The following is a 26,491-nucleotide window of genomic DNA, read 5'->3' on the forward strand; positions in this document are numbered from 1 at the left end:
ACCGCGATGGCCACAGAGGAGGACCTCGGCATCCGGATCGAAGAAGCGCTCCGGCTCCGCTTCACCGAGCGCAGCACAGCGGCAGAGGCATACGGGCCCGAGTTCGCCGCACTGTGGCGGGCTGCGGCAGAACACGCGCTGGGCGGCAAGCTCATCCGTCCGCGCCTCCTGCTCGATTTCCGCCTCGCCCTCTCCGCCTCCGGTCTGTCTCACGAGGAAGCCGCGTGCGCCGTCGATATCGCGGCGAACGTCGAGCTCCTCCACTTCGCCTTCCTTCTGCATGACGACGTGATCGACGGCGACCTGATCCGGCGGCGTCGGCCCAACCTCATCGGCTCTCTCGCCGAGCGCCGATCCGACGGACCCGATGACGCGGAACTCCACTGGGCGCGTTCCAGCGCGATCCTGATGGGCGATCTGCTGCTGGCCTCCGCCGTGATGGGATTCGCACGTGCCGATGTGGCACCCGACACACGAGTGCGCCTGCTCGCTCTGATGGAGCAGACCATCCTCGAGACGGTCGCCGGAGAGCACACCGACGTCGGGCTCAGCGACGGCATCATCCCCCCGGATCTGCGCACCATCCTGTCGATGAGCGCATACAAGACCGCGACATACTCCTTTGTGCTCCCCCTGCGAGCGGCGGCCGTGCTGGCGGGCTCCTCGCCGTCCGCCGAAGAGCAGCTCACGGCGATCGGCCGCCACCTGGGCCTGGCCTATCAGCTGCAGGACGACCTGCTCTCGGTGTTCGGCGACGCGCAGGAGCACGGGAAGGATGCGTTCTCGGATCTCCGCGAAGGCAAAGAGACGGCGATCATCGCATACGCGCGGATGACGGGCCATTGGCCGAGCATCGAGCTGCACTTCGGCTCGACCGATCTGAGCACGCAGCAGTGCGCCGACATCCGCGACCGCCTGCGGGAGTGCGGTGCAGAGGGATTCGCCCGCAGCCTGGTCGAGGAGCAGCTCGGCGCCGTGTCGACCGTGCTCGGCGAGGCCGAGGCGGCCGGCACGATCTCCCCCTCCGCCGGGCGCACGATCCTCGCACTCGCCTCGCGCATCGAGAGTCGACGCGCATGACGGGGAGCCCTGCGAGCGCAGCCGGGGACGGCGCACTCGACCGCTTCAGCCGCACCGCCGAGATCGCGACGACGGATGTCATCCGCAACTACTCCACCTCGTTCGGGCTCGCGACCCGCCTGCTCGGAGCTCGCCACCGACAGCACGTGCGCAACATCTACGCGATGGTGCGCATCGCCGACGAGATCGTCGACGGCGTCGCCGCCGAGGCCGGTCTCGACGCTGCCGCACAGAGCGATGCGCTCGCGTCGTACGTCGCCGAGACGCACCGATCGATGCGTACGGGATACAGCAGCGATCTGATCCTGCACGCCTTCGCCCGCACGGCGCGGGAGTGCGGGATCGGAGAGGATCTGACGCAGCCCTTCTTCGACTCGATGCGCGCCGACATCGCCGCCGACACCGGATTCACGGCCTACGACGGCGATGCGCACGCCCGCTACGTATACGGCTCGGCCGAGGTCGTCGGACTCATGTGCACGCGCGTGTTCCTGCGCGGCACTTCGCGCACTCCCGCCGAGGAGCGGACGATCGACCACGGGGCACGTCAGCTCGGAGCCGCCTTCCAGAACGTGAACTTCCTGCGCGATCTGGCCGATGACACGGATCGGCTGCACCGCGGCTACCTCGGCGGCGGCGAGCGTCTCACGGAGGCCGATCGCGATACCTGGGTGAAGACGGTCATGCAGCAGTTGGACGACGCGCGCCGCGCGATCCCTCTGCTCCCCAAGGACTCCCGCGCCGCCGTCCGCAGCGCGCACGCCCTGTTCGCCGCGTTGACGCGGCGCGTGGCGAAGACCCCCGTCGATGTGCTCTACCGCAGGAGGGTGCGCGTGCCCGATCCCCTCAAGGCCGTGCTCGCCGCCCGCGCCGTGTTCGTCACCGCTCTGGAGCGCGACCGATGAGCCGCGTGGTGGTGATCGGTGCCGGCGTCGCCGGACTCGCGGTCGCCGGTCTCCTCGCCCGCGACGGGCACGATGTCACCATCCTGGAGAAGAACGACCGGGTCGGCGGCCGCGCCGGGACGATCGAGCGCGACGGGTTCCGCTTCGACTCCGGCCCCTCCTGGTACCTGATGCCGGAGGTGTTCGACCACTTCTTCGCGATGATGGGGACGAGCGCACAGGAGCAGCTCGACCTGACACTGCTCGACCCCGGCTACCGGATCTTCCGCGAGCCGGACACGTCGACGGATGACGCCGCGTCCGTGACCGTACCGGCGGGTCGGGAGCGGGTGGCGGCGCTGTTCGACTCACTCGAACCGGGCTCCGCGCGTGCGCTGGCGACGTACCTGGACTCCGCGCATGAGGCCAGCACCATGGCCGAGAAGTACTTCCTCTACAACCCGTTCACCCGCCTCCGCTCTCTGCTCGCGCCCGAGGTGCTGCGCGCACTGCCCCGTCTGTTCACGCTGCTCGGCACGCGCCTGCAGGCCTTCGCCGCTCGGCGCTTCCGCAACCCGGTCATCCGCCAGATCCTGGGCTACCCCGCCGTCTTCCTCGGCACCGACCCGCGAACCGCTCCGGCGATGTACCACCTCATGAGCGCATTGGACCTCGACCAGGGCGTGAGCTACCCCCAGGGTGGCTTCTGGCGGGTGGTCGAGCGCATCGAGGATCTCGCCCGCACCGCGGGGGTGCAGATCATCACGGATGCGGAGGTGACCGGCATCCGCACGCAGGATGACAGGGACGGGACGCATGTCGCCGGTGTCGGATGGCGTGACCGAAGCGGCGAGGAGCACGTGGAGCACGCCGACATCGTGGTGTCTGCCGCCGACCTGCACCACACCGAGACCGTGCTGCTGCCGGCATCCCTGCAGACCTATCCGGAATCGTGGTGGGCACGGCGCACCAGCGGCCCCGGCGGTCTGCTCGTGATGCTCGGCGTGCGCGGCTCGCTCCCTCAGCTGCCGCATCACTCGCTGTTCTTCACCGACGACTGGGATGCGAATTTCGATGCGATCTTCGGACGCCACCCCGCGATCCCGTCTCCCGCGTCGACATACGTGTGCCGCCCGAGCGCGACCGACCCCGACGTCGCACCCGCAGACCACGAGAACCTCTTCATCCTGGTGCCGATCCCTGCGGACGTCGACCTGGGCCATGGTGGGTCAGACAGCAGCGGATCCCCCGCGATCGAGCGCGCCGCCGACGCCGCCATCGACCTCGTCGCACAGTGGGCCGACATCCCCGATCTGCGGGAGCGCATCGTGGTCAGGGAGACGAAGGGACCCGCCGACTTCCGCGACGACTATCACTCGTGGCGCGGCGGGATGCTGGGACCGGCGCACATCCTCTCCCAGAGCGCCATGTTCCGCGCGCAGAATGCCTCGAAGCGCGTGCGCGGCTTGTTCTATGCGGGCGCGACCACGGCGCCGGGCGTCGGCGTGCCGATGTGCCTGATCAGCGCCGAGATCGTGCTGAAGCGCATCCGCGGCGATCACTCCGGCGGCCCGCTCCCCGTGCCGGTCGCCGGTGCCGCCCGCACGGAGATCGGCTGATGGGTGCGCTGTATCTGGCGGCGCTGCTCGTATCGCTCGGTTGCATGCTCCTGCTGGACTGGCGCTTCCGCCTGTTCTTCTGGCGCGACCCGCTCTCCGCGTTCGTGGTGACCGTCATCGGTCTCGCGTTCTTCCTCGTCTGGGACGTGGCGGGGATCACCGGAGGGATCTTCTTCCGCGGCGATGCGACGATCGCGACGGGGGTCGTGCTCGCGCCGGAGTTGCCGATCGAGGAGCCCGTCTTCCTGCTGTTCCTCGTCGTGTGCACGATGGTGATCTACACCGGCGCCGTCCGTGTGCTCGGCCGTCTGCGCACACGGCGGCACGCCGAGGAGGTGCACCGATGACGTACATCCAGCTCGCCGCGTGCTTCCTCGCCGCAGCCGTCGTGGCCGCGGTGGTGCTGTCGCTGCTCGCACGCCGCCGCGGTGCGGGACCCGATCTCGGCGCGATCGCCCTGACCGTGCTGGCGCTGTTCATCCTGACGGCCGTGTTCGACACGATCATGATCGGCACCGGCCTGTTCCACTACTCCGGTGCGCACCTCCTCGACATCCACGTCGGGCTCGCGCCGATCGAGGACTTCGCCTATCCGCTGGCCGGAGCGCTGCTGCTCCCGAGCCTCTGGGTGATGCTGCGGGCGCGTCGCAGCGTGCGGATGCGCAACGCCGCTCATGAGTCTGAGGCAGACGCATGAGCGCCACGACCGGCCGCCCCTCACTCGGGCGGGACATCGCGCTGATCCTGCTCTCCTCGCGCCCGATCAGCTGGATCAACACCGCCTTCCCCTTCGCCGCGGCCTATCTGCTCAGCACGCGCGAGATCGACGCAACGCTCGTGATCGGGACCCTGTACTTCCTCATCCCCTACAACCTGGCTATGTACGGGATCAACGACGTGTTCGACTACGCCTCCGATCTCGCGAATCCCCGCAAGGGCGGGATCGAGGGCGCACTGCTGGCACCCCGCATCCATCGGGCGACGCTCTGGGCGGCGGCAGTGACGAACGCCCCCTTCCTGGTGTACCTCGTGATCGTGGGCAACCCGGCATCGTGGATCTGGCTCGCCGTGAGCGTCTTCGCCGTGATCGCCTACTCGGCCCCCGGTCTGCGCTTCAAGGAGCGCCCGTTCCTCGACTCGATCACCTCGAGCACGCACTTCGTCAGCCCTGCGATCGTCGGCCTCGCACTGACGGGTGCACCCGTGACGACGGGCACCGTGATCGTGCTCGTCGCCTTCTTCCTCTGGGGGATGGCCGCCCACGCGTTCGGTGCCGTGCAGGACGTCGGCCCCGATCGAGAGGCCGGCATCGGGTCGATCGCCACGGTCATCGGCGCTCGTGCGACCGTGCGGCTGTCGGTCGCGCTCTGGACCGTGGCGGGCGCGAGCATGCTCCTGACGCCCTGGCCCGCCCCACTCGCCGCCGTCCTCGCCCTCCCGTACATCCTCAACGCCCTGCCGTGGTGGAACGTGACCGACGAAGGGTCCGCGGCGACGAACCGCTCCTGGCGGCGGTTCATCGCGCTGAACTACATCGCCGGCTTCCTCGCGACCATGATCCTCATCCTCGCCTGGGTCTCCTGACCCCGCGAAACACCCTCCGGAAGGAAACCGATGTCCCGCCCCGCTCAGGCGCCCGCACCGACGCCCCGTGAACGTTCACGCCGCCACTCCTGGGTTCGCGTCTTCATCCCCGTCGCGCTGATCCTCGTCTGGTTGGTCGGCGCGTCGCTCGGTGGGCCGCTGTTCGGAAAGGTCGACGAGGTGTCGTCGAACGATCAGACCAGCTACCTCCCCTCGTCGTCCGACGCGACACAGGTGCAGAAGCTTCTGGGCGAGTTCAACGACAGCGAGGCCATCCCGGCGATCGCGCTCTTCACCTCAGAGCAGAAACTGACGGAGACGGAGCTCACGACGATCTCGGATGCCGTCGCCGACGCGCCATCTGTCGAGGGAGTCAGCGCCGACGTCTCCCCTGCCCTCCCCTCCGACGACGGCAAGGCAGTGCAGGCGTTCATCCCGATCAAGAGCGACGCCGAGCTCGCGGACGCCACCGAGGCGCTCGGCGCGCAGCTGCGCGCGGCCGCGCCGGACGGCGTCACGGTCTACATCACCGGACCGGCCGGCTTCAGCGCCGACCTCGTCGCCGGGTTCTCGGGCATCGACGGGCTCCTGCTGGGCGTCGCACTCCTCGCGGTCCTGGTGATCCTGGTGCTGGTCTACCGGTCGTTCCTGTTGCCCCTGGTGGTGTTGTCGACCAGCCTGTTCGCCCTGTGCGTGGCGCTGCTGGTGGTCTGGTGGCTCGCGAAGTTCGAGGTACTGCTGCTGAGCGGACAGACCCAGGGCATCCTGTTCATCCTCGTGATCGGCGCCGCCACCGACTACGCCCTGCTCTTCGTGGCGCGCTTCCGCGAAGAGCTGCGTGTGGCGCAGGACAAGGGCACGGCGGTGCTCGCGGCATGGAAGGGTTCGTTCGAGCCGATCGTCGCCTCCGGCGGCACCGTGATCGCCGGGCTCCTCTGCCTGCTCCTCAGCGACCTGAAGTCGAACAGCACACTCGGACCGGTGGCGGCGATCGGCATCGTGTTCGCGATGCTCGCGGCGCTCACGCTGCTGCCGGCGCTGCTGCTGCTCTTCGGCCGGGCGGTGTTCTGGCCGCGTCGGCCGAAGTTCGAGCCCGAGGTCGTCGCGGAAGAGCACGGAATGCGTACCACCGGGCTGTGGGCACGACTGGCCGGCCTCATCAAGAAGCGTCCGCGCGTGATCTGGATGGTGACCACGCTCGTGCTCGTGGCAGGGGCTGCCGGCCTCACGCAGCTGAACGCGGTCGGAGTGCCGCAGTCCGACCTGGTGCTCGGAGCGTCGGAGGCCCGCGACGGACAGGTCGCGCTGGGCGAGCACTTCCCCGGCGGCTCCGGCAGCCCGGTGTACGTCGTGGTCCCCGAGGAGTCCCTGCAGGCGGCGGCCGATGTGCTGCTGGCGAGCGACGGCGTCGACGGGGTCGCGGTGACCGCATCCGACTCGCCGAGCGGCAGTGCCCCGGTCACGGCGGACGGCATCACCGCCGTGGGCGCCCCCGGCACCCCGGCACCGGAGCCGACCGTGGTCGACGGCGACGTGCTGCTGCAGGGGACTCTGACCGATGCGGCGGATTCGGATGCCGCGGCCACCACGGTGCGCGACCTGCGCACGCAGCTCGATGGCGTCGACGCGCTCGTCGGTGGTGTCACCGCGACGGCGATCGACACGAATGACGCCTCGATCCACGACCGGAACCTGATCATCCCGCTGATCCTGGTCGTGATCATGTTCATCCTGATGCTGCTGCTGCGCTCGATCCTGGCCCCGGTGCTGCTGATCCTGACGACCGTACTCTCGTTCGGCACGGCCCTGGGGGTCTCGGCGCTGGTCTTCAATGGCATCTTCGACTTCCCGGGGGCCGACCCCGCGGTGCCGCTCTACGGGTTCGTCTTCCTGGTGGCGCTCGGTATCGACTACAACATCTTCCTGATGACGCGCGTGCGCGAGGAGTCGATCGAGCACGGCACGCGGGAGGGGGTGCTGCGCGGACTCTCGATCACCGGAGGAGTCATCACCTCGGCCGGCCTCGTGCTCGCGGCGACATTCGCCGCACTGTCCGTGATCCCGATCCTGTTCCTCGTGCAGCTGGCGTTCATCGTCGCATTCGGCGTGCTGCTCGACACGTTCGTCGTGCGGTCGCTGCTGGTGCCTGCGCTCACCTACGACATCGGCAAGGCCATCTGGTGGCCGTCGAAGCTGTGGCGGCGCGGACGGGACTGAGGATCACGGCGAGGGCGGAGGCTCAGGGGCACACCGGAGGCGGCGACGGAGGGTAGGAGATGGCACGGGCGTAGGCCAGTCCCACCAGATTTCGCCTACGCTCGCTCATCCACCTACGCTCGCGGTGGTAGCCGACGGTCTGCGCTCATACCAGCGCCGACTTGAGTGCACCGAGGTGGGCGCGGCTCTCCGCTGCGGCCAGCGCGGACTCCCGATCGATCACCGTCTGCGCGAGGCGCTCGTGCCTGGCATGGTCCTCGGCGCCGCCGTGCTCGGTGCGGATGCGGAGCATCTCGATCATCGCCTGGCGCAGGCGCGGGGTCAGCGCGTCGAACAGATCGAGCAGGATGCCGTTGTGCGACGCCACCACGATCGCACGGTGGAACGCCGTGTCGGCGTCGACGTGTTCCTCGATGCCCGGCCCGCTCAGGGCCCGCGCATCGAGCGCGCGACGGATCGCCCGCACATCGACGGCGGTTCGTCGGGCGGCGGCGAGTGACGCCGCCTCGGACTCGATCGCGATCCGGGCTTCGATGACGCTGACGATATCGGCGCGGCGGAGCACGGCATCCCAGTCCTCTGGCGCGTCGAGCGCCGCCACGAACACGCCCGACCCCTGACGCGTGGTGAGCACGCCCCGTCCGGCGAGCTGTCGGATCGCCTCTCGCACCGTCGAGCGTCCGACACCGAGCTGCGGGGCGAGCGTCGTCTCACCCGGCAGCTTCTGGCCGAGCGTCCACTCCCCCGCCTTGATGCGTTCGAGCAGGATCTCGGCAGCCTGATCGGCGAGCGGAGTTCGTTGGATCTGCGCCATACGATCAGTCTAACTTGTCAACTTGTCTGAGGAGTTACTACATTGTGCTCGTGCGCATCGAACGACTTCTCCTTCTCCGCCACGACGGGGCCTGATCAGACCGGCTCCCCGTCGTGGGAAGTCTGCATGCCGGTCGGATCCCGCCTACCCCTCGGAGAAGACCATGAACACGACAACACCCGCCCCCTCGGACTTCCACACCCTGTCCACACCGCGCGGCCCCGTGCCGGCAGACGCGCCGGCATGGAACCGGCAACGCGCATCGCAGATGCCCTCGCACCGCTACGCCCCCGCGCGTGATCGCGTGGCGGTTCCGCTCACCGAGCGCAGCTGGCCCACCCGGGAGCTCACCGTCGCGCCGCTGTGGGTGCCGGTCGACCTGCGCGACGGCAACCAGGCGCTCGCCGAGCCGATGGACCCCGCGCGCAAGCGCCGGTTCTTCGAGCTGATGGTCGCGATGGGCTACAAGGAGATCGAGGTCGGCTACCCCTCGGCCTCCCAGACCGACTTCGACTTCGTGCGACTGATCGCCGAGTCCGCACTCGCGCCGGACGACGTCACGATCGTCGTCTTCACGGCAGCCCGCCGCGACCTGATCGAGCGGACCGTCGCCTCCGTCCGCGGCATCCGAAACCCCGTCGTGATCCACGTGTACACCGCGACGGCGCCGACCTGGCGCGAGCTGGTGCTCGGACGCGACCGCGACGAGCTCAAGGACCTCATCCTGTCGGCAGGGCGCGATGTGCTCGAGCTCACCACCTACCTGCCGAACGTGCGGTTCCAGTTCTCCCCCGAGGTGTTCAACCTGACGGAGCCCGACTATGTGCTCGATATCTGCGACAGCATCACGACCCTCTGGGATGCGACGCCGGAGCACCCTGTCATCCTGAATCTTCCGGCCACCGTCGAGATCGCCACACCGAACGTCTATGCCGACCAGATCGAGTACATGCACCGCAATCTCGCTCGGCGCGACGGCGTGATCCTCTCGGTGCACCCGCACAACGACCGCGGTACAGGCATCGCGTGCGCCGAGCTCGCCGTGCTCGCCGGTGCACAGCGCGTCGAAGGCTGCATCTTCGGCAACGGAGAACGCACAGGCAACGTCGACATCGCGACCCTCGCCCTGAACCTGCACGCGCAGGGCGTCGATCCGATGATCGACTTCTCCGACATCGACGAGATCCGTCGCACCGTCGAGTACTGCAACCGGATCGAGGTGCATCCGCGGCACCCCTACGTCGGCGACCTCGTGCACACCGCTTTCAGCGGCACGCATCAGGACGCGATCCGCAAGGGTCTCGCCGCGCACCGGGCGAAGGCGCAGGCCATCGGTGCCGACGCCGGAACTCTGGACTGGCGCGTGCCGTACCTGCCGATCGATCCCGCCGACATCGGCCGCGGCTACGACGCCGTGATCCGTGTGAACTCGCAGTCCGGCAAGGGCGGGATCGCCCATCTGCTCGAGAGCGAGTTCGGCGTCGAGCTACCACGGCGTCTGCAGATCGACTTCGCACGGCACGTGCAGCAGCAGGCGGATGCGAGCGGAGACGAGCTCTCCGCGCAGTCGCTGTGGGAGCTGTTCACGCGGTGCTACCTTTCCGAGCGCTCCGACCAGGTTGCGCTCACGGATTACCGGGTGGACCGCGGCTCCACCCAGGTGCGGCTGATGGTCGGCGGGACGGCCTCCACCTCGGTCCACGAGGGAGTCGGTCCCCTTGAGGCGCTCACGGCGGCACTGCAGGCGGCGGGGGTGCGCATCGAGATCCTGACGCTGAACCAGACCAGTCTGGGAACCGGCAGCGCGAGCGAGGCCATCACCCTGCTCGAGTACCGCGACGAGTCCGGCGTGCGCTGGACCGCCGGCCGTGCCGGGTCCGTGATCGACGCGAGCTTCGACGCGGTGATCCGGGCCGCAGACCGTGCGATCACCACCGGGGACTCCACTGCGACCCGCACCGTCGCTTAGACTGGATCGCACGCCCCCGTAGCTCAGCAGGATAGAGCAGCCCTCTCCTAAAGGGCAGGTCGCAGGTTCGAATCCTGTCGAGGGCACACCCGGGCGGAGGCCGCCTGTCACGCCGCGAGCTCGAGATACGGCTCCCACCGCGGGTCGCTGCGCTCGGTCCCCCGCACCGTCCAGGCGGTTCCGTGCGGAGGCCGTGGCGTGAACCGCAGTTCCCATCGCATCTCCTGCGGGGTCCGGTCGCTCTTGACGTTGTTGCAGCGCAGACAGCACGCGACCAGATTCTCCCAGGAGTCCGCTCCGCCACGGGAACGGGGAAGCACGTGATCGATCGTCGACGCCGCCTTGCCGCAGTACCCGCAACGGTGATTGTCCCGTCTGAGCACGCCGCGTCGCGTCACCGGCACGCGTCTGCTGTTCGGAACGCGCACATAGCGGGCCAGGATGATGACCGCCGGCCGATCGTAGACCCCGTGGCTCCCCCAGACCGGGTCATCCTCCACACGTTCGATCACCGTCGCCTTGTCGTTCATCACGAGCACGAGGGCTCTCTTGAAGGACACGATCGCAAGCGGTTCATATCCGGCGTTCAGGACTAGTGTGCGCATTCGGAATCCTCTCGATCCGCCGGGACGGCTTCCCGGCACTCTCGAATCACGAGGTCGCGCAGAAGGCAGAGCGTTCGCAGGAACAAGAAAAGGCGCCGTCTAAAGACAGCGCCTTCCCTACACGGCCGTGCCGTGCAGTTCCTGCGGGCGATGCAGAAGGACGTGACGACCGAGTCCATCCATGGTTCGGATGTCCGGTATTCGCGTCATCAGCCTCTCCCGTCCGTGCGACAACGGGATCAGGCTAACCCATTCCCCTGAGAGCGGGGCGAAACTTCCGGTGAACGCTCGGGGCGTGTCCCGGTGCGCAGCTCAGCCGGCGTTGGCAGCCAGCCAGGAGTACGGCTCGACGAGCCCGCCGTTGATCCAGACCTCGAAGTGGAGGTGGTTCGCGGTGGAGCGACCGGTACTGCCGACGAAACCGATCAGCTGACCGGCCGCGACGGTCTGCCCCGCCTGCACCTGGCGCGTGCCGTAGGTCATATGACCATAGGTGGTCTGCACGCGCTGTCCGCCCACGACGCTGTCGATCATGACGCAGACGCCGTACCCGCCGATGCTCTCCGCGGAGGCACGGACGACGCCGGCGGATGCCGCGTAGATCGGGGTCATCGCGGGCGCGAGCATGTCGGCACCGTTGTGGCCACCACCGATCGTGCGGCCCTGGGTGTAGGAGCCGACGGGGAGCGGGTAACGCACCTCACCGGAACCGGGCGAGACGAGCGCGTACCCGGCGGTGCTGAAGTTCGATGCTGCGGCAGAGGACTTCGCGGCCGCAGCAGCGCGGGCGGCAGCGGCTTCCTCTGCCTTCTTCTTCTCGATCTCCTCCGGCGTCGTGGCCGTGAAGGTTCCGCGTGCGAGTGGAGCCGCGGTCGCCTGCGAGGCGACGACCAGGGACTGCGCATCGACCGCGGCGAGCTGCTGCACGGTCGTTGCGGCCTCGGCAGGCTTGGTTGCCGCGTAGGCGGGCAGAGCGATGCCGGCGACGAGCGCACCGACCGCGCCGAAGATGGCGACAGAACGGAGCGGCCTCACGGTCTTTCGAGCGACTGTCCGGCGGGCGGGTACTCGGTCTTCAGATTTCTTCGCGGGCGGTTCGATGTCTGCGGCCAAAACTTAGTCCTCCTGCGCCTGTGCGCTTCGGGTAGCGCTGGCTCGTCGGCACTCTGCTTCTCGGGGCACGAATGTTTCTCGGATACTCAGTGCGTTCATGCCGTGAAGATGACGAGCCGAAAGGCAATCTTCGCGGTTCACCGCCAGCGGGCTTCTTCGCTGACGACCTGACCGAGGCTACCCGAAGATAACGATCGTGTCACCCTGTGAACCTGGCAATCCTCGGGGAGGGAGCGAAAAACTCCGGAATATCAGGCCGGTTCACCCACCAGGAAGATGTGGGAAGCGAGCTCGACAGGCAATTCCAGTCCATCTTCCTTGCCGTCCATCTCGATCAGGACGTATCCCTCGCTGAAGCGGAAGTCGCCGTGGGCGCCGGGCACGACTCCCGCATCACGCAGCTGCTCGAGGAGCTCGGGGTCGACCTGCGCGGGCTCAGCCAGGCGACGCACGGTGCCGTCGATCGGAGCACCCGCGGCGTTCAACTTCTGGACGAGGCCGATGACGCCCTCGTCGAAAGTGCGAGCGGGGAGGTCGCCGAGCTGGTCGAGACCGGGGATCGGGTTTCCGTAGGGCGATTCCGTGGGGTGGCCGAGGAGCTCGACAAGTCGTCGCTCGACCTGCTCGCTCATGACGTGCTCCCACCGGCAGGCCTCTTCGTGGACGAACGCCCAGTCGAGTCCGATGACGTCCGAGAGCAGGCGCTCGGCGAGACGGTGCTTGCGCATCACGTTGACCGCCTTGTTCCGGCCGGAGTCCGTGAGTTCGAGCGTGCGGTCCTCTGAGACGACGACGAGCCCGTCGCGTTCCATGCGTCCGACGGTCTGCGAGACCGTGGGACCCGAGTGACCGAGGCGCTCGGAGATGCGTGCGCGCAGCGGCACGATGTTCTCCTCCTCGAGTTCGAGGATGGTGCGGAGGTACATCTCCGTGGTGTCGATCAGATCCGTCATGTGCAGGCCCTCCGAGGTTCTTAGGCAAGCCTACATTCCCGTGGGGACATCAGCCTCGCCCCGGTGATCGGGCCCTGCTCGCGCACTCTAGAATCGACCCATGGCGATCGAGATTCCCCGTGACCTCCTGCCCGTCGATGGCAGATTCGGCTGTGGCCCATCGAAGGTGCGCCCCGCGCAGCTCGACGCGCTGCTCGCTTCGGGGGCCACGATCCTCGGCACCTCGCATCGGCAGGCTCCGGTCAAGAACCTCGTCGGCAGTGTGCGGGAGCAGTTCGCCGCGCTGTTCCGCATCCCCGAGGGCTACGAGATCCTGCTCGGCAACGGCGGATCGACCGCGTTCTGGGACGCCGCGGCATTCGGCCTGATCGAGCGCCGCAGCCAGAACCTGGTGTTCGGGGAGTTCGGCGGCAAGTTCGCCGGCGCCGCGGCGGCCCCGTGGCTCGAGACGCCCGACGTCCGCAAGGCCGAGCCCGGATCCCGCGTCTCCGCCGAGATCGTCGAGGGCGTCGACGTGTACGCCTGGCCGCACAACGAGACCTCCACCGGCGTCTCGGCTCCCGTCGAGCGCGTCGCATCCGACGGCGCCCTGACGGTGATCGACGCGACCAGCGCCGCCGGCGGCATCGACTTCGACGCGACGCAGGCCGACGTGTACTACTTCGCTCCGCAGAAGAACCTCGGCTCCGACGGCGGTCTGTGGTTCGCCGTCGCGTCGCCCGCTGCGATCGAGCGCATCGAGCGCATCGCCGCATCCGACCGCTACATCCCCGAGTTCCTCAGCCTGAAGAATGCGGTGGACAACTCCCGCCTCAACCAGACGCTGAACACTCCCGCGTTGACCACGCTGCACCTGCTCGACAGTCAGCTGCGCTGGATCCTCGACAACGGCGGCCTGAGCTGGGCCGACACCCGCACCGCGGAGTCGTCCGCCGTGCTGTACGACTGGGCAGAGGCTTCATCGGTCGCCACCCCGTTCGTCGCAGATGCCGCTCATCGCTCCCCCGTCGTCGTCACGATCGACTTCGACGAGAGCATCGACGCCGCCGCCATCGCGAAGACGCTGCGCGCCAACGGGATCGTCGACACCGAGCCCTACCGCAAGCTCGGACGCAACCAGCTGCGTGTCGCCACGTTCGTGTCGATCGAGCCGGAAGACGTGCGTCAGCTCACGCGTTCGCTCGACTACGTGCTGGAGAACCTCGGCGCCTGAGCGCCGGGGGTCATTCCTCCTCGTCGACCTCGTCGGCGTCGATATCCTCGTCGGAGTCGTCGTCGGAGTCGTCGTCGGCCGCTTCATCGAGCTCGTCGATGTCGACGCCGTCGAGGTCGCCGGCATGCAGGATATCGGCCTCGTGATCGTCGTCCTCATCCAGATCATCGTCGTCGTCGAGGTCGCCCTCGTCGAGCTCCGAGTCCTCCTCGGGGGCATCGGAGGCGTCCTCCGCACCCACTGCCGCAGCCGCCTGTTCGGCGAGCTCGGCCTGGTGCGAGCGGTATTCGGCGAGACGCTCGACCCAGGGCACCCACTCCGGAGCGAGAAGTGCGCCGTCTCCGGGAAGGAGCTCGACCTCGAGAACCGTGGGGTCCTCATCGTCGACGCGCGCGACGGTCACCGTCCAGTACCACCCCGGGTAGCCGGGCAGCCTGTTCTCGAAGCGCAACGACACGGAGCCGTCGTCTTCCACCAGGTAGCCGGCGGCAGGACCGATGGTCGTCGCGGGAGTGATCTCGCGCAGCGCCTGCAGAGCGAGATCGTGAGCGTCGAGGAGACGCGCGTCGGCGTCAGGCTTCGAGGTCATCGGCGACCTTGCGCAGGACGGCCGCGATCTTACGGCCGTGACTCGACGATGGGTAGCGGCCGCGCCGCAGGTCGCCACCGATGCCGTCGAGGAGCTTCACGAGGTCCTCGACGATGATCGCCATGTCGTCGGCGGACTTGCGCTTGGCCTTCGCGAGGCTCGGCGGCGCTTCGAGGACGCGGACCGAGAGCGCCTGAAGACCACGCTTGCCATCGGCCACACCGAACTCGACGCGAGTGCCCGCCTTCACAGCCGTGCCTGCGGGCATGGCAGAAGCGTGCAGGAAGACATCCTGACCGTCATCGCTGGCGATGAAGCCGAAGCCTTTGTCTTCGTCGTAGAACCTGACCTTGCCGGTGGGCATGGGAGAACCTCGCTGAGTCGGTGCGGAAAAGAAGGCGCGCTCACGCGCGTCCTCCCCCAGCCTACCGGTCGCAGGCGGGGGAACTCGAAGGTCGCGGTGAGAGTAGGGTGAGAGAGATGAGTGCACAGAATTCCGAACCGGAGGTCTCCATCCGGCGCCTGGATCGCTTCCTCGCTTTCGCTGCGCTCGGAATCGCCGCCGCATCCGTGATCTGCTTCTTCGCGATCATCATCGGCACGGCGGTCGGCATGGATCAAGCCGCTTTCGGCGAGGGCGCCTGGCCCGCGGTCGCCGCCATTCCCTTCTACGGGCTCCCGGTGGCATTCCTGATGATCATGGTCCTCCTGGTGATGAGCTTCATCCGAAAAGGGCGCGCGGCATCGCGGTCCTGAGGTCTTCGGCATGACCGCGCACGCACGCCCACTGGCCGACTGGCTGGCCGCGGCGAGCGATGAGGAGCTTCTGCACCTCTTCACCGAGCGCCGTGTGCGTGCCGATGTCGGATGGCACGACTTCTTCGACGCCGCCGAAGCACTGCTCGACCCGGCGTCGATCGCGAAGGCGCTTCCCTCGCTCACCCGCCCGGAGGCGACAGCCCTGCTGCGCGCGGCGGCGGGCGAGGATGCCGGAGCGGAACGCGACGCCCTGACCGCACGCGCGCTGCTCCGCCCTGACGGCACTCCCCCGGCACCGGTGACCGCCGCCCTCAGCGGCCGCACTGCACCGCCGCAGACGACCGCGGTCTCCGCCCCCGCCGCACCCGCGGACCTGGCCGCGCACGCCGCCGAGCGCGCCTTCACGACCGTGTCGATCCTGGCCGACCTGCTGCTCGTCGCGAGGGACTCCCCGTTCGCCCTGCTCGCAGGGGGGACCGTCAGCGCCGGCGAGAAGCGCCAGCTGAGCGAGAAGGGTCTGCCGATCGAGGTGATCGACCCGCTGCTCGCGATCGCCGTGGATGCGCGTCTGGCCGTCATCGACGGAAGGCGCCTGCGCACAAGCACGACGGCGGAGCAGTGGCTCCGCTCTTCCGCTCCCGAGCGCTGGAGCGTGCTCGCGACGGCGTTCCGTGATGCGCTGCCCCGCGGCGTCCGATCGACGGATGGCGGATGGATCGCTCCCGCCGACTGGCCGCACGCGCATCCGTGGGATCCCGCGTGGCCGGAGCGCAGCCGCGCGCTGCTCCACGCCGCGACGTTGCTCGGCGTCCTCGCCGAGGGCGGCACGGAGCCGGTGTGGTCGATCCCGCTGCGCAAGGGCGAGCCCGCCGACCCGACAGAGCTCGCCCGGCTGTTGCCCGCCGAGGTCGACAAGATCTTCCTCCAGAACGACCTCACCGCGATCGCTCCCGGCCCCCTCGCGCCGGCTCTCGACGTGCGGCTCCGCGCGGTCGCCGCACGCGAGTCCGCCGCACAGGCGTCGTCGTACCGGTTCACCACCGAGTCGATCGCCCGCGCATTCGGTGCGGGCGAGAGCGCGGAGTCGATCCTGGAGTTCCTGGGCCAGATCTCGCTCACCGGCATCCCGCAGCCGCTGAGCTACCTGGTCGCCCAGACCGCGCAGCGGCACGGCCTGGTGCGGGTATCCACCGACGACGAGACCGGACGCACGCGTATCGAGAGCACCGACCCCCATCTGATCGAGGCGATGGCGATCGATCAGAGCCTGCGCCCCCTCGCGCTGACCAAGCACGTCGACTCGCTGACCACCCGCGTGGGCCGCGACACCGTCTACTGGGCGCTCACCGACGCCCGCTACCCGGCGACCCTCGTCGGCGCGGACGGCAGGGCGCTCGTGAGCGAACGTCACCCCGCCGCCCCGGCCGAGGCCGATGCCACGTCGTCGAGCGACCTGCTGCCGCTGGTCGCTCGACTGCGCTCTCAGCAGGGCCCCGATGCGGACGCCGCGTGGCTGGACCGCGAGCTCGAGGCCGCCGTACGCGCCAGAGCCGTGCTGCGCGTGACCGTCGGGATGCCCGACGGCTCGACGAGGGAACTACTGCTCGAGGCGACCGGTCTCGGCGGAGGACGCCTGCGCGGACGCGATCGTGCGGCGGATGTCGAACGCACTCTGCCCGTCTCGAGCATCCGCGCGGCCAGCGTCGTCTCCCCATAGCGCCCCCTCCTCCCCCGGCCCGGTAAACTGGACAGCTATGTCTGATGGCCCCCTGATCGTCCAGAGCGATCGCACCGTCCTGCTCGAAGTCGCGCACGCGGATGCGGAGAGCGCCCGTCACGAGCTGGCGATCTTCGCCGAGCTGGAACGCGCGCCCGAGCACATCCACACCTACCGGATCACCCGCCTGGGACTGTGGAACGCCCGTGCGGCCGGCCACACCGCCGAAGACATGCTCGAGACCCTCGACCGCTGGTCGCGCTTCCCCGTGCCTCCGTCGGTCGCCGTCGACCTGCGCGAGACCGTCAACCGTTACGGGCGTCTGGTGATCGAGCGAGACGACGAGGGCACACTGATCCTTCGGTCCTCCGACCCGGCCGTGCTGACCCAGGTCGCGAACAACAAGCGCATCCAGCCGCTGCTGATCGGCCACCCGTCTCCGACGACCTTCGTGGTCGACGCGTGGGCGCGCGGACAGATCAAGCAGGAACTGCTCAAGATCGGATGGCCCGCCGAGGATCTCGCCGGATACACCCCCGGCACGCCGCATGAGATCGACCTGGCCGAGGACGGCTGGCAGATCCGCCCCTACCAGCAGGATGCCGTCGACGCCTTCTCGAAGGACGGCTCAGGGGTCGTCGTGCTCCCCTGCGGGGCCGGGAAGACGATCGTCGGCGCGGGCGCCATGGCCGCCACCAAGACCACCACGCTCATCCTCGTGACGAACACGGTCTCGGCGAGGCAGTGGCGTGACGAACTGCTCAAGCGCACGAGCCTGACACCCGAGGAGATCGGCGAATACTCCGGCCAGGCCAAAGAGGTCAAGCCGGTCACGATCGCGACCTACCAGATCCTCACGGCGAAGCGGAAGGGCGAGTACGCCCACCTCGCTCTGCTCGACGCGCTCGACTGGGGCCTGATCGTCTACGACGAGGTCCATCTGCTCCCTGCCCCCGTGTTCAAACTCACGGCCGACCTGCAGGCACGCCGCCGTATCGGGCTGACCGCCACCCTGGTGCGCGAGGACGGACGCGAGGGCGACGTGTTCAGCCTCATCGGCCCCAAGCGGTTCGACGCACCCTGGAAGCAGATCGAAGCGCAGGGCTTCATCTCCCCCGCCGCCTGCTACGAGGTGCGTGTCGACCTCCCACCGGACGACCGGCTGGAGTACGCCGCCGCGACAGACGACGAACGGTACCGTCTCGCGGCATCCGCGCCGGCGAAGATCGACACCGTGAAGGAGCTCATCGCCAAGCACCCGGATGAGCGGATCCTGGTGATCGGGCAGTACCTCGACCAGCTCGAGACGCTGTCGGAGGCGTTGAACGCGCCGCAGATCACCGGAGCGACCCCCGTGGAGGAGCGCGAGGAGCTGTACCGCCAGTTCCGCGAAGGCGAGATCTCGCTGCTCGTGGTCTCGAAGGTCGCGAACTTCTCGATCGACCTGCCGGAGGCATCCGTCGCGATCCAGGTGTCCGGCTCGTTCGGCTCTCGTCAGGAGGAGGCCCAGCGTCTGGGCCGTCTGCTGCGTCCGAAACAGTCGGGGCATACCGCGAGCTTCTACACGCTGATCGCCCGCGACACGATCGATCAGGACTACGCGCAGAACCGCCAGCGGTTCCTCGCCGAGCAGGGATACAGCTACACGATCCTCGACGCCGACGCGCTCGCCGCCTGATCCCGGACCGGGCGTCATCGCGCCGCTTCGACGCCGCTCCGACAGATAATCAGCCTGAGCATCGACGAAGTCACCATAATGGGGTCATGACTGCTGCGCGCATCCTGGTCGTCGACGACGAACCCAACATCCGTGACCTGCTCTCCACCGGTCTCAGCTTCGCCGGGTTCCAGGTGAAGACGGTCGCCAACGGCGCCGCGACCATCTCCGCCGTCCTGGAGGAGGAGCCGGACCTCATCATCCTCGATGTGATGCTGCCCGACATGAACGGATTCAGCGTCACCAAGCGCCTCCGCGGGGCCGGATTCACGGCGCCGATCCTGTTCCTCACAGCGAAGGACGGCACCGAGGACAAGATCGAGGGACTGAACGCCGGCGGCGACGACTATGTCACCAAGCCGTTCAGCCTCGACGAGATCGTCGCCAGGGCCCAGGCCATCCTGCGCCGCACGATGCAGGCCGACGAGGAGTCGATCATCCGCGCGGGTGAACTGGCGATGGATCAGGACACGCACGACGTGCACGTCGGCAAGGAGCCGATCGAGCTGAGCCCGACCGAGTTCAAGCTGCTGCGCTACCTGATGCTGAACCCGAACCGCGTGCTGTCGAAGGCTCAGATCCTCGACCACGTGTGGGAGTACGACTTCAACGGCGACGCCGGCATCGTCGAGAGCTACATCTCGTACCTGCGCCGCAAGATCGACCCGCACACCGAGGAGTCGCTCATCCAGACCAAGCGCGGCTTCGGCTACATGCTGAAGGTCGGCAAGTCGGCCTGATCGCCGCCTGCACCGCACGACGCCGAACCGGGAGGACCGCATGGCGCACAAGCCGGATGCGGTCACCGGTTGGTGGCGGCGCATCAGCCTTCGGGCGAAGGTCACCGGCGTCACGGTCGGCGTGCTCGCGCTGGGACTGCTGATCGCCGGCATCGGCACCGTCCCCCTGCTGCGCACCGCACTGGTCGGGAACATCGAGTCACAGCTGCCCGCACTCGTATCGAGCGACCTCGTCAACCGCTACTTCGACACCACCATGGTCGACGGCGATCCCATCTACACCCGCCGAGACGAGCAGCCCCGTGACTTCTTCGTCGCGATCTACGATGCGGAAGGGGTGCTGCAGGCGACGGCGGGGAACACCTCCGCAGAGGCCCCGCAGTTCCGGCAGACGTTCCCCCTCGCTGAGGCGAAGAGCAGCGAAGACACGGTGATGCCGCTGGTCGGCGAAGACGGCGCCCTGTTCAGCTCCTCGGTCGCCGTCCTGCCCTCCGAGGGCGGCGCGCTGCGCACCCAGGTCGTGGCGGTCCCGCTCGCGCCGGCCAACCGGATCGTCGGACAGTACTTCAGCATCTACATCACGATCGCGTTCATCACGATCTTCATCGCCGCGCTCCTCACGCGCTTCCTGGTGACGCTGACCTTCCGACGCCTGGGCCAGGTGGAATCGACGGCGATGTCCATCGCCGCCGGCGACTTCAGCCAGCGACTGACGGATCTCGAGCCCACCACCGAGGTGGGCCGCCTGAACTCGGCCATCAACACCATGCTCGACCGCGTCGACGGCTCGCTCGCGCAGCGTGATCGCACCGTGCAGCACATGCGACGTTTCATCGGCGATGCCAGCCATGAGCTGCGCACCCCCCTGGTCAGCGTGCGCGGATACGCCGAGCTCTATCGCATGGGTGCGATCAAGGGCGAGGAGGACACCGCCAGGGCGATGGAGCGCATCGAGAAGGAGGCGATCCGGATGGGCGTGCTGGTCGAGGACCTGCTCGCCCTCGCCCGCCTCGATGAGGAGCGCGAACCGGAGATCGTCGCCCTCGACCTGCGCCCGATCGCCCGCGACGCCGCCCTGGACGTGCGCGCAGCGGCGCCAGGGCGCACCGTGACGATGATCGATCTCACGATCGAGAGCGTCACCGCCCCGACCCGGAGCATCCCCAAGCTGGAACCGGAGCAGCCCGCGCCCCGCGGACTATCGCGGGCTGCGCTGTCACGGCTTCGTCGCCGCCCCCGCGTCACGCCGGAGGAGCCCACGCCCGCATTCGACTTCTCCGAAGCACCCGACACCCCGGTGCGCACGCCTCCTATCGTGCTCGGCGAGGAGAACAAGGTCCGCCAGGTGGTGACGAACCTCCTCGGCAACGCCCGCCGGTTCTCCTCCGAGGACAGCCCGATCGAGATCGTGGTCGACTCCGATCGTGCCCGCGGCACCGGCAGCATCGCCATCGTCGACCACGGAGAAGGCATCCCCCCGCAGATCCGCGAGCAGATCTTCGAGCGGTTCTGGCGCGCCGACACGTCTCGCGCGCGCGAGACCGGCGGATCGGGACTCGGACTGGCGATCGTGTCGTCGATCCTGAAGGCCTTGCACGGGTCGGTCGCCGTGTCCGAGACCCCGGGCGGTGGCGCGACGTTCACTGTCACACTCCCCCTGGCGCCCTCGCGAGCGACACCCGCGCACCTGCTCGAGGAGACGCAGCCGCTCGATCATCTCGACCTCTGAGAAGCGGTTCTGCACGGCGCAGGAGTTCGTGTGGTTCTGCACAGGGGTCAGGACCGGGTGCCTCATCGCCGTCGGCGTGAGGCTGTCCGCTCCTAGCCTCGGAACTCCATCAGAGAAGGAGTAACCATGTCCGTCTTCACCGTCGACACCGAAGCAGTCCAGGCCGCACAGGGGGCGGCCCGCGCCACCATGGAGCGTCTGCAGAGCGAGTCTGCGGCCCTCACCGCGCAGCTGACGCAGCTGCAGTCGTCGTGGGTCGGCGCTGCGTCGAGCGCCTTCCAGAGCTGCGCGGAGCAGTGGCGAGGCGCTCAGCTGCACGTCGAACAGGCGCTCGAGTCGATCGGCATGGCTCTCGGGTCTGCGGCGACCCAGTACGCGGATGCCGATCAGTACTCCGCAAGCCTGTTCCGCTGAGGCGCTCGCAACCCATCACAACGCAGAGACGCCCCGGCCGGAGCCGGGGCGTCTCTGTTCAGCGAACTCAGTGCAGTGTTCCCTGATCCGGAGGGATCAGAAGTCCATGCCACCAGACGGGTCGCCCATCGGAGCCGCAGCCTTCTCGGGCTTGTCGGCGACGACGACCTCGGTCGTCAGGAACAGACCGGCGATCGATGCGGCGTTCTGCAGAGCGGAACGCGTCACCTTGGCGGGGTCGATGATGCCCTGAGCGAAGAGGTCTCCGTACTCGCCGGTCGCGGCGTTGAGGCCGTGTCCGGTCGGAAGCCCGGCAACCGTGTTCGCGACCACACCCGGCTCGAGACCGGCGTTGAGGGCGATCTGCTTGAGCGGAGCCTCGATCGCGACACGAACGATGTTCACACCGGTCGCCTCGTCACCCGTGAGGGTGAGCGTGGCGAGGGCCTTGGTGCCGGCCTGGATCAGCGCGACGCCACCACCGGGGACGATGCCCTCCTCGACGGCTGCCTTCGCGTTGCGGACGGCGTCCTCGATGCGGTGCTTGCGCTCCTTGAGCTCGACCTCGGTCGCGGCTCCGGCCTTGATGACGGCGACGCCACCGGCCAGCTTGGCCAGACGCTCCTGCAGCTTCTCGCGGTCATAGTCGCTGTCGGTGTTCTCGATCTCGCGACGGATCTGGGTCACGCGACCGTCGATCTGGTCTGCCTCACCGGCGCCCTCGACGATCGTGGTCTCGTCCTTGGTGACGATGACCTTGCGCGCACGGCCCAGCAGGTCGAGCGTGGCGTTCTCCAGCTTGAGGCCGACCTCTTCGGTGATGACCTGACCACCGGTGAGGATCGCGATGTCCTGCAGCTGCGCCTTGCGACGGTCGCCGAAGCCGGGAGCCTTGACGGCGACAGACTTGAAGATGCCCTTGAGCTTGTTCAGCACGAGCGTCGCCAGTGCTTCGCCCTCGACATCCTCGGCGATGATGACGAGCTCCTTGCCGTCCTGGATCACCTTGTCGACGATGGGCAGAAGGTCCTTGATGTTGGAGATCTTCTGGTTCGCGATCAGGATGTACGCGTCTTCGAAGACGGCTTCCTGGCGGTCGGGGTCCGTGACGAAGTACGGGTTCAGGTAGCCCTTGTCGAAGCGCATTCCCTCGGTGAGCTCGAGCTCGGTGCCGAAGGTCTGCGACTCCTCGACGGTGACGACGCCTTCCTTGCCGACCTTGTCGATCGCCTCGGCGATGAGCTCGCCGATGGCCGGGTCAGCAGCGGAGATGGAAGCCGTGGCGGCGATCTGCTCCTTGGACTCGATCTCCTTGGCGCTGGACAGCAGCTCCTCGGTGATCGCGGCGACGGCCTTCTCGATGCCGCGCTTGAGCGAGATCGGGTCAGCGCCGGCTGCGACGTTGCGCAGACCCTCGCGCACGAGCGCCTGGGCCAGAACGGTGGCGGTGGTGGTTCCGTCGCCCGCGACGTCGTCGGTCTTCTTGGCGACCTCCTTGACGAGCTCCGCGCCGATCTTCTCGTACGGGTCGTCCAGCTCGATCTCCTTGGCGATGGACACACCGTCGTTCGTGATGGTGGGGGCGCCCCACTTCTTCTCGAGCACGACGTTGCGACCACGCGGGCCGAGGGTCACCTTGACCGCGTCGGCGAGGATGTTGAGGCCGCGCTCGAGGCCGCGGCGGGCCTCCTCATCGAAAGCAATGATCTTTGCCATGAGTTTTTTCGTCCCTCCTGGACGTAGACGTTGGGTTTAGCACTCAGAGTGTGAGAGTGCTAACGCCATTCTGGCACTCGACCCCTCCGAGTGCAAGCCGCCGGAGCAGGGCGGCGCTCGTGCGTCAGGAGGCGGGATCGTCGCTGGGCGCCACCGGAGCCGTGGTGGAGCGGTCGAGGCCGATCACGACGGTGAGCTGCTCCCCGTCTGTGCGGTTGAGGCCTGCGTACACATCGCTCTGCTGCACGTCGGCGCCGCCGATGAGGTTCGCCAGACCGATCGCCGCGAGCTCATCGTCGTCCTCGACGTAGTACACGGTCGTCGTGGCGAAGTCCGTGCTGTCGCTGTCGCTCGCGTAGACCGTGTCAGCGGCCCAACCGTTGTTGATCAGGAGCTCGCGCATCAGCGCGTCGAGGCCCTCGTCCGGCGTCGCGTTGAGGATCATCACCGAGAAGGCGGTGTCGACCACTCCGGTCTCCTCCGGGGTGGGCACGGCGCTCGGCGCGGATTCGGGGAAGAGGTCGATGCGCCCCATGACCACGAGAGACCCGAAGATACCGGCGATGATCAGCACGAGCGCGGCGACGAAGGACCACAGCAGCACGACCCAGCCGTTCATCCCCGGGGCTTCTGCACGGTGCGCCCCGACCCGGCCGGAGGTGCGAGGGACATCATCGAAGCGATCGCGGGTGGGCTTTGACACCCCTCGATGCTAGCGGCACACACCTGGCAATCCGCATCCACGCGCGCAGATGGCGCAAGCGCAGGCTCTCAGCCCACGAAGCCGGGAGTGCGCATGGCACGATGGGAGGCGCGGGAATCGCGAAGTCTGCGCAGACGCCGCACGAGCATCGGGTCGTATTCGAGAGCCGCATCCGACTCGACCAGACGCCCGAGCACCTGGTAGTACCGCGCCGCGCTCATGCCGAGCTGAGCACGGATGACCTCCTCCTTCGCCCCACTGTGGCGCGGCCAGGCCGCCTCCAGGTGGAGGACAGCGCGATCGCGCTCCGTGAGGTCTCCGAGCATGGCTCCAGGTTAGGACTCCTGCGCCGCGGAAGCGCCGCGCCACTCCCAGTGACGGCCGAGCGGATCCGCCGATGCGCGGACATCGCCGTCCAGGGCGACGACGAAGCCCGGCCAGGTCGCAGGGTCGACCGCGGGAGTCCAGATGTCGAGCAGAGCGGGAGGATCGATAGTGATCCATCGGGCAGGAAGCTCCTTGAGCCGTTCGACCAACGCCGTGCGGTGCGCGCGCGGGATGTGCACGAGCACCCCCGGGGTGGTGATCACGAGCGTCGCATCGCGCGGCGCCTGGGCCACGAGCGCGTCCAGCTGTGCCAGCGCATCGCCGGCGACGAGCCGGGGAGGGTCGGCGGCGACGATGGCCGCCGCAGCCTCGATGCGGTCCTCGCGTCCTGACTCCCCTGGCCACACGAGTCCTCGCAGCCAGCGCCGATCTCGCTCCTCCGTGACGTCCAGGGGCGCGAGGTCGATCCCCGCCCGCCACACCACGTGGGGCAGGCGCACGCGCGGCAGCGCGCCGGTCACCCGGCTCGTCAGCACCACGGTCGACTCGCCTGACGCCGGATCGAGTGCGGCACGGAGGCGTCCCTCTTCGCCGACGAACCGGTACGAGTAGCGATCGGGGTACAGGCACAGCCCGGCAGCGGCGCCGAGCTCGAGCAGTGCGAGCGGTCCGTCGATCTCCGACAGCACCGGCAGCAGAGCGGCGAGTCGCAGCGGCTCGTTGGTCTGGAGCGAGCGGACCGCGCACTCCGTGACGACGTCATCCGCATGACGGAGCACGAAGTCGCGCCAGTGCGGATAGCCCTCGAGCGGCGCACCGAGCAGGCGGGTCACGGCGAACACGAGCGGAGGCTGACGGCGGTTCTCCGGGATGCGCGCGAGGATCTCCCGGATCTCGGCGTCGTCGGCGACGCCGCGAGCCCACTCCTCGTACAGGGCGCTGCGGCCGGGAGCCTCCTCTGCGGCGAAGCGGGCGTAGCGCAGCTGCACGGCATCCGTCATACGCCCATTGTCGCCCTCCGCAGCCGTCACCCGTCGAAGGAGGGACAATGGAAGGGACCCAGGAGGACGCATGGCCTACAGCGTGGACAAGACCGAAGACGAATGGCGCGAGGAACTCGGCGCTGAGCAGTACGCCGTATTGCGCCAAGCGGCGACCGAACGCGCCTGGACCGGAGAGCTGCTCGACGAGGGCCGCGCCGGCCTCTACACGTGCGGCGCCTGCGGGGCAGAGCTCTTCCGGAGCGGCACCAAGTTCGACTCCGGATGCGGATGGCCGAGCTTCTACGAGTCGATCCGCCCCGAAGCGGTCGAGCTGATCGAGGACACGACCCTGGGCATGGTGCGCACCGAGGTGCGCTGCGCGAATTGCGGCTCTCACCTCGGCCACGTCTTCCCCGACGGCTTCGGCACGCCGACCGGTGACCGGTACTGCATGAACTCGATCGCGCTGAACTTCACCCCCGAAGCGTCGTGACCGCGCTCGACGCCGTCCGCGCACGCCAGTCCTGGTCGAAGGTCGACGACACCGCACCGTCTCACGAGGAGCTGCTCACGCTCGTCGCTGCGGCAGGGCGCGTCGCCGACCACTCCTCGCTACGCCCATGGCGGCTGATCGAGCTTCGCGGCTCCGACCGCGAGGTCCTGGGCGCCGCGATCTCGAAAGCGCAGGGAGACACGTCACCGTCGACGAAACCGCTGCGCGCCCCGCTGCTGATCGCCGTCGTCGCCAGCTATCGCAAGAGCGACAAGGTGCCTCGCTGGGAGCAGGAGGCGGTCGCCTCGGGTGTCGCGCACATGCTGAGCCTGCTGCTCGATGATGCCGGATGGGGCGTGCTCTGGCGCACCGGGCACTACACGCGGGCGAAGGCCATCGCGAAGGCGCACGGGCTGGGCAAGAACGAGGAGCTCCTGGGCTGGCTCTACGTCGGCGGCAAGCCTGCGGGTAAGAAGCCAGGACGACGCAAAGCCGTCGACGCGCGGAAGCACGTCAGCCGGATGCCGAAGCCGAAGCCGAAGAAGAAGTAGCC

Annotated in this window: 27 protein-coding genes and 1 tRNA gene; 18 read left to right on the forward strand and 10 right to left on the reverse strand. The window is 68.4% G+C overall.

What is annotated here, in order from left to right:
- Window positions 1-6 precede the first annotated feature (6 nt).
- Genes KZC51_RS15335 through KZC51_RS15365 form a run of 7 tightly spaced genes read left to right on the forward strand, consistent with a single transcriptional unit; the run spans window position 7 to window position 7,384 of the window.
- Window positions 7-1,080: a polyprenyl synthetase family protein gene (locus KZC51_RS15335; RefSeq protein ID WP_247630898.1), complete on the forward strand. Its 1,074-nt coding sequence runs from the start codon at window positions 7-9 to the stop codon at window positions 1,078-1,080.
- A complete protein-coding gene (locus KZC51_RS15340; protein ID WP_247630899.1) occupies window positions 1,077-1,985 on the forward strand; it encodes a phytoene/squalene synthase family protein in 909 nt (302 codons plus the stop codon). The genes KZC51_RS15335 and KZC51_RS15340 overlap by 4 nt, the downstream gene beginning before the upstream one ends.
- Window positions 1,982-3,583, forward strand: coding sequence for a phytoene desaturase family protein (gene crtI, locus KZC51_RS15345; protein WP_247630900.1), 1,602 nt, complete (start codon window positions 1,982-1,984; stop codon window positions 3,581-3,583). The genes KZC51_RS15340 and crtI overlap by 4 nt, the downstream gene beginning before the upstream one ends.
- Entirely contained in the window at window positions 3,583-3,930 is a 348-nt protein-coding gene (locus tag KZC51_RS15350) for a lycopene cyclase domain-containing protein (protein ID WP_247630901.1), read from the forward strand. Before crtI ends, KZC51_RS15350 begins: the two co-directional genes overlap by 1 nt.
- Window positions 3,927-4,280, forward strand: coding sequence for a lycopene cyclase domain-containing protein (locus KZC51_RS15355; RefSeq protein WP_247630902.1), 354 nt, complete (start codon window positions 3,927-3,929; stop codon window positions 4,278-4,280). Before KZC51_RS15350 ends, KZC51_RS15355 begins: the two co-directional genes overlap by 4 nt.
- Window positions 4,277-5,167, forward strand: coding sequence for a prenyltransferase (locus KZC51_RS15360; protein ID WP_247630903.1), 891 nt, complete (start codon window positions 4,277-4,279; stop codon window positions 5,165-5,167). Before KZC51_RS15355 ends, KZC51_RS15360 begins: the two co-directional genes overlap by 4 nt.
- 30 nt (window positions 5,168-5,197) lie before the next feature.
- Window positions 5,198-7,384 carry an MMPL family transporter gene (locus KZC51_RS15365; RefSeq protein ID WP_247630904.1) on the forward strand — a complete coding sequence of 729 codons (2,187 nt, stop codon included), beginning with the start codon at window positions 5,198-5,200 and terminating at the stop codon, window positions 7,382-7,384.
- Between the two features lie 145 nt (window positions 7,385-7,529).
- Here KZC51_RS15365 and KZC51_RS15370 read toward each other — a convergent pair whose 3' ends face one another.
- Window positions 7,530-8,198 carry a FadR/GntR family transcriptional regulator gene (locus KZC51_RS15370; protein ID WP_247630905.1) on the reverse strand — a complete coding sequence of 223 codons (669 nt, stop codon included), beginning with the start codon at window positions 8,196-8,198 and terminating at the stop codon, window positions 7,530-7,532.
- A 163-nt stretch (window positions 8,199-8,361) separates the two neighbouring features.
- Here KZC51_RS15370 and KZC51_RS15375 point away from each other — a divergent pair, with 163 nt between their 5' ends.
- Both KZC51_RS15375 and KZC51_RS15380 read left to right on the forward strand, forming a co-directional pair.
- On the forward strand, window positions 8,362-10,167 hold the full coding sequence (locus KZC51_RS15375) for a 2-isopropylmalate synthase (protein WP_443677132.1): 1,806 nt from the start codon (window positions 8,362-8,364) through the stop codon (window positions 10,165-10,167).
- A 12-nt stretch (window positions 10,168-10,179) separates the two neighbouring features.
- Window positions 10,180-10,253 (forward strand) — tRNA-Arg (locus tag KZC51_RS15380).
- 21 nt (window positions 10,254-10,274) lie between these two features.
- On the opposite strand, the gene KZC51_RS15385 is transcribed toward KZC51_RS15380, so the two are convergent.
- The 3 genes from KZC51_RS15385 to KZC51_RS15395 all read right to left on the reverse strand — a co-directional run bounded on the left by KZC51_RS15385 (window position 10,275) and on the right by KZC51_RS15395 (window position 12,838).
- Window positions 10,275-10,772, reverse strand: coding sequence for an HNH endonuclease (locus KZC51_RS15385; protein ID WP_141871132.1), 498 nt, complete (start codon window positions 10,770-10,772; stop codon window positions 10,275-10,277).
- A gap of 312 nt (window positions 10,773-11,084) precedes the next feature.
- On the reverse strand, window positions 11,085-11,807 hold the full coding sequence (locus tag KZC51_RS15390) for a M23 family metallopeptidase (protein WP_247630906.1): 723 nt from the start codon (window positions 11,805-11,807) through the stop codon (window positions 11,085-11,087).
- A gap of 329 nt (window positions 11,808-12,136) precedes the next feature.
- Window positions 12,137-12,838 carry an iron-dependent transcriptional repressor DtxR gene (locus tag KZC51_RS15395; RefSeq protein ID WP_247630907.1) on the reverse strand — a complete coding sequence of 234 codons (702 nt, stop codon included), beginning with the start codon at window positions 12,836-12,838 and terminating at the stop codon, window positions 12,137-12,139.
- A gap of 100 nt (window positions 12,839-12,938) precedes the next feature.
- On the opposite strand from KZC51_RS15395, the gene serC reads away from it, so the two are divergent.
- Complete coding sequence (gene serC, locus KZC51_RS15400) at window positions 12,939-14,051, forward strand: phosphoserine transaminase (RefSeq protein ID WP_247630908.1); 1,113 nt, start codon at window positions 12,939-12,941, stop codon at window positions 14,049-14,051.
- 10 nt (window positions 14,052-14,061) lie between these two features.
- On the opposite strand, the gene KZC51_RS15405 is transcribed toward serC, so the two are convergent.
- Window positions 14,062-14,640 carry a DUF3027 domain-containing protein gene (locus KZC51_RS15405; protein ID WP_247630909.1) on the reverse strand — a complete coding sequence of 193 codons (579 nt, stop codon included), beginning with the start codon at window positions 14,638-14,640 and terminating at the stop codon, window positions 14,062-14,064.
- Entirely contained in the window at window positions 14,624-15,004 is a 381-nt protein-coding gene (locus KZC51_RS15410; protein ID WP_247630910.1) for a cold-shock protein, read from the reverse strand. The genes KZC51_RS15405 and KZC51_RS15410 overlap by 17 nt, the downstream gene beginning before the upstream one ends.
- Before the next feature lie 116 nt (window positions 15,005-15,120).
- Here KZC51_RS15410 and KZC51_RS15415 point away from each other — a divergent pair, with 116 nt between their 5' ends.
- From KZC51_RS15415 to KZC51_RS15440, 6 genes are all read left to right on the forward strand, one after another.
- Window positions 15,121-15,396, forward strand: coding sequence for a multidrug ABC transporter ATPase (locus tag KZC51_RS15415; protein ID WP_247630911.1), 276 nt, complete (start codon window positions 15,121-15,123; stop codon window positions 15,394-15,396).
- 10 nt (window positions 15,397-15,406) lie between these two features.
- On the forward strand, window positions 15,407-17,116 hold the full coding sequence (locus KZC51_RS15420) for a helicase-associated domain-containing protein (RefSeq protein WP_247630912.1): 1,710 nt from the start codon (window positions 15,407-15,409) through the stop codon (window positions 17,114-17,116).
- A 37-nt stretch (window positions 17,117-17,153) separates the two neighbouring features.
- Complete coding sequence (locus KZC51_RS15425; RefSeq protein WP_247630913.1) at window positions 17,154-18,794, forward strand: DNA repair helicase XPB; 1,641 nt, start codon at window positions 17,154-17,156, stop codon at window positions 18,792-18,794.
- Window positions 18,795-18,880: 86 nt separating this feature from the next.
- Window positions 18,881-19,573 (forward strand): response regulator transcription factor, encoded by a 693-nt coding sequence (locus KZC51_RS15430; protein WP_141871123.1) that lies wholly within the window; start codon window positions 18,881-18,883, stop codon window positions 19,571-19,573.
- 40 nt (window positions 19,574-19,613) lie between these two features.
- Window positions 19,614-21,302: a sensor histidine kinase gene (locus tag KZC51_RS15435; RefSeq protein WP_247630914.1), complete on the forward strand. Its 1,689-nt coding sequence runs from the start codon at window positions 19,614-19,616 to the stop codon at window positions 21,300-21,302.
- 126 nt (window positions 21,303-21,428) lie between these two features.
- Complete coding sequence (locus KZC51_RS15440; RefSeq protein WP_247630915.1) at window positions 21,429-21,716, forward strand: WXG100 family type VII secretion target; 288 nt, start codon at window positions 21,429-21,431, stop codon at window positions 21,714-21,716.
- Between the two features lie 96 nt (window positions 21,717-21,812).
- On the opposite strand, the gene groL is transcribed toward KZC51_RS15440, so the two are convergent.
- The 4 genes from groL to KZC51_RS15460 form a co-directional block, all read right to left on the reverse strand.
- The gene (gene groL / locus KZC51_RS15445; RefSeq protein ID WP_247630916.1) at window positions 21,813-23,432 is read right to left on the reverse strand and encodes a chaperonin GroEL; all 1,620 of its coding nucleotides are present in this window, start codon (window positions 23,430-23,432) and stop codon (window positions 21,813-21,815) included.
- Between the two features lie 124 nt (window positions 23,433-23,556).
- Window positions 23,557-24,135: a LytR C-terminal domain-containing protein gene (locus KZC51_RS15450; RefSeq protein WP_308194312.1), complete on the reverse strand. Its 579-nt coding sequence runs from the start codon at window positions 24,133-24,135 to the stop codon at window positions 23,557-23,559.
- A gap of 68 nt (window positions 24,136-24,203) precedes the next feature.
- Window positions 24,204-24,461, reverse strand: coding sequence for a DUF3263 domain-containing protein (locus KZC51_RS15455; RefSeq protein WP_247630917.1), 258 nt, complete (start codon window positions 24,459-24,461; stop codon window positions 24,204-24,206).
- A 9-nt stretch (window positions 24,462-24,470) separates the two neighbouring features.
- On the reverse strand, window positions 24,471-25,463 hold the full coding sequence (locus KZC51_RS15460; protein ID WP_247630918.1) for a DUF2332 family protein: 993 nt from the start codon (window positions 25,461-25,463) through the stop codon (window positions 24,471-24,473).
- A gap of 70 nt (window positions 25,464-25,533) precedes the next feature.
- Between KZC51_RS15460 and msrB the strand changes: the two genes are divergently transcribed.
- Window positions 25,534-25,938 (forward strand): peptide-methionine (R)-S-oxide reductase MsrB, encoded by a 405-nt coding sequence (msrB, locus tag KZC51_RS15465; protein WP_247630919.1) that lies wholly within the window; start codon window positions 25,534-25,536, stop codon window positions 25,936-25,938.
- On the forward strand, window positions 25,935-26,489 hold the full coding sequence (locus KZC51_RS15470; RefSeq protein ID WP_247630920.1) for a nitroreductase family protein: 555 nt from the start codon (window positions 25,935-25,937) through the stop codon (window positions 26,487-26,489). The genes msrB and KZC51_RS15470 overlap by 4 nt, the downstream gene beginning before the upstream one ends.
- The last annotated feature ends 2 nt before the right edge of the window (window positions 26,490-26,491 follow it).

Origin of the sequence: Microbacterium croceum (assembly GCF_023091245.1) — a bacterium.
GTDB lineage: Bacteria > Actinomycetota > Actinomycetes > Actinomycetales > Microbacteriaceae > Microbacterium > Microbacterium croceum.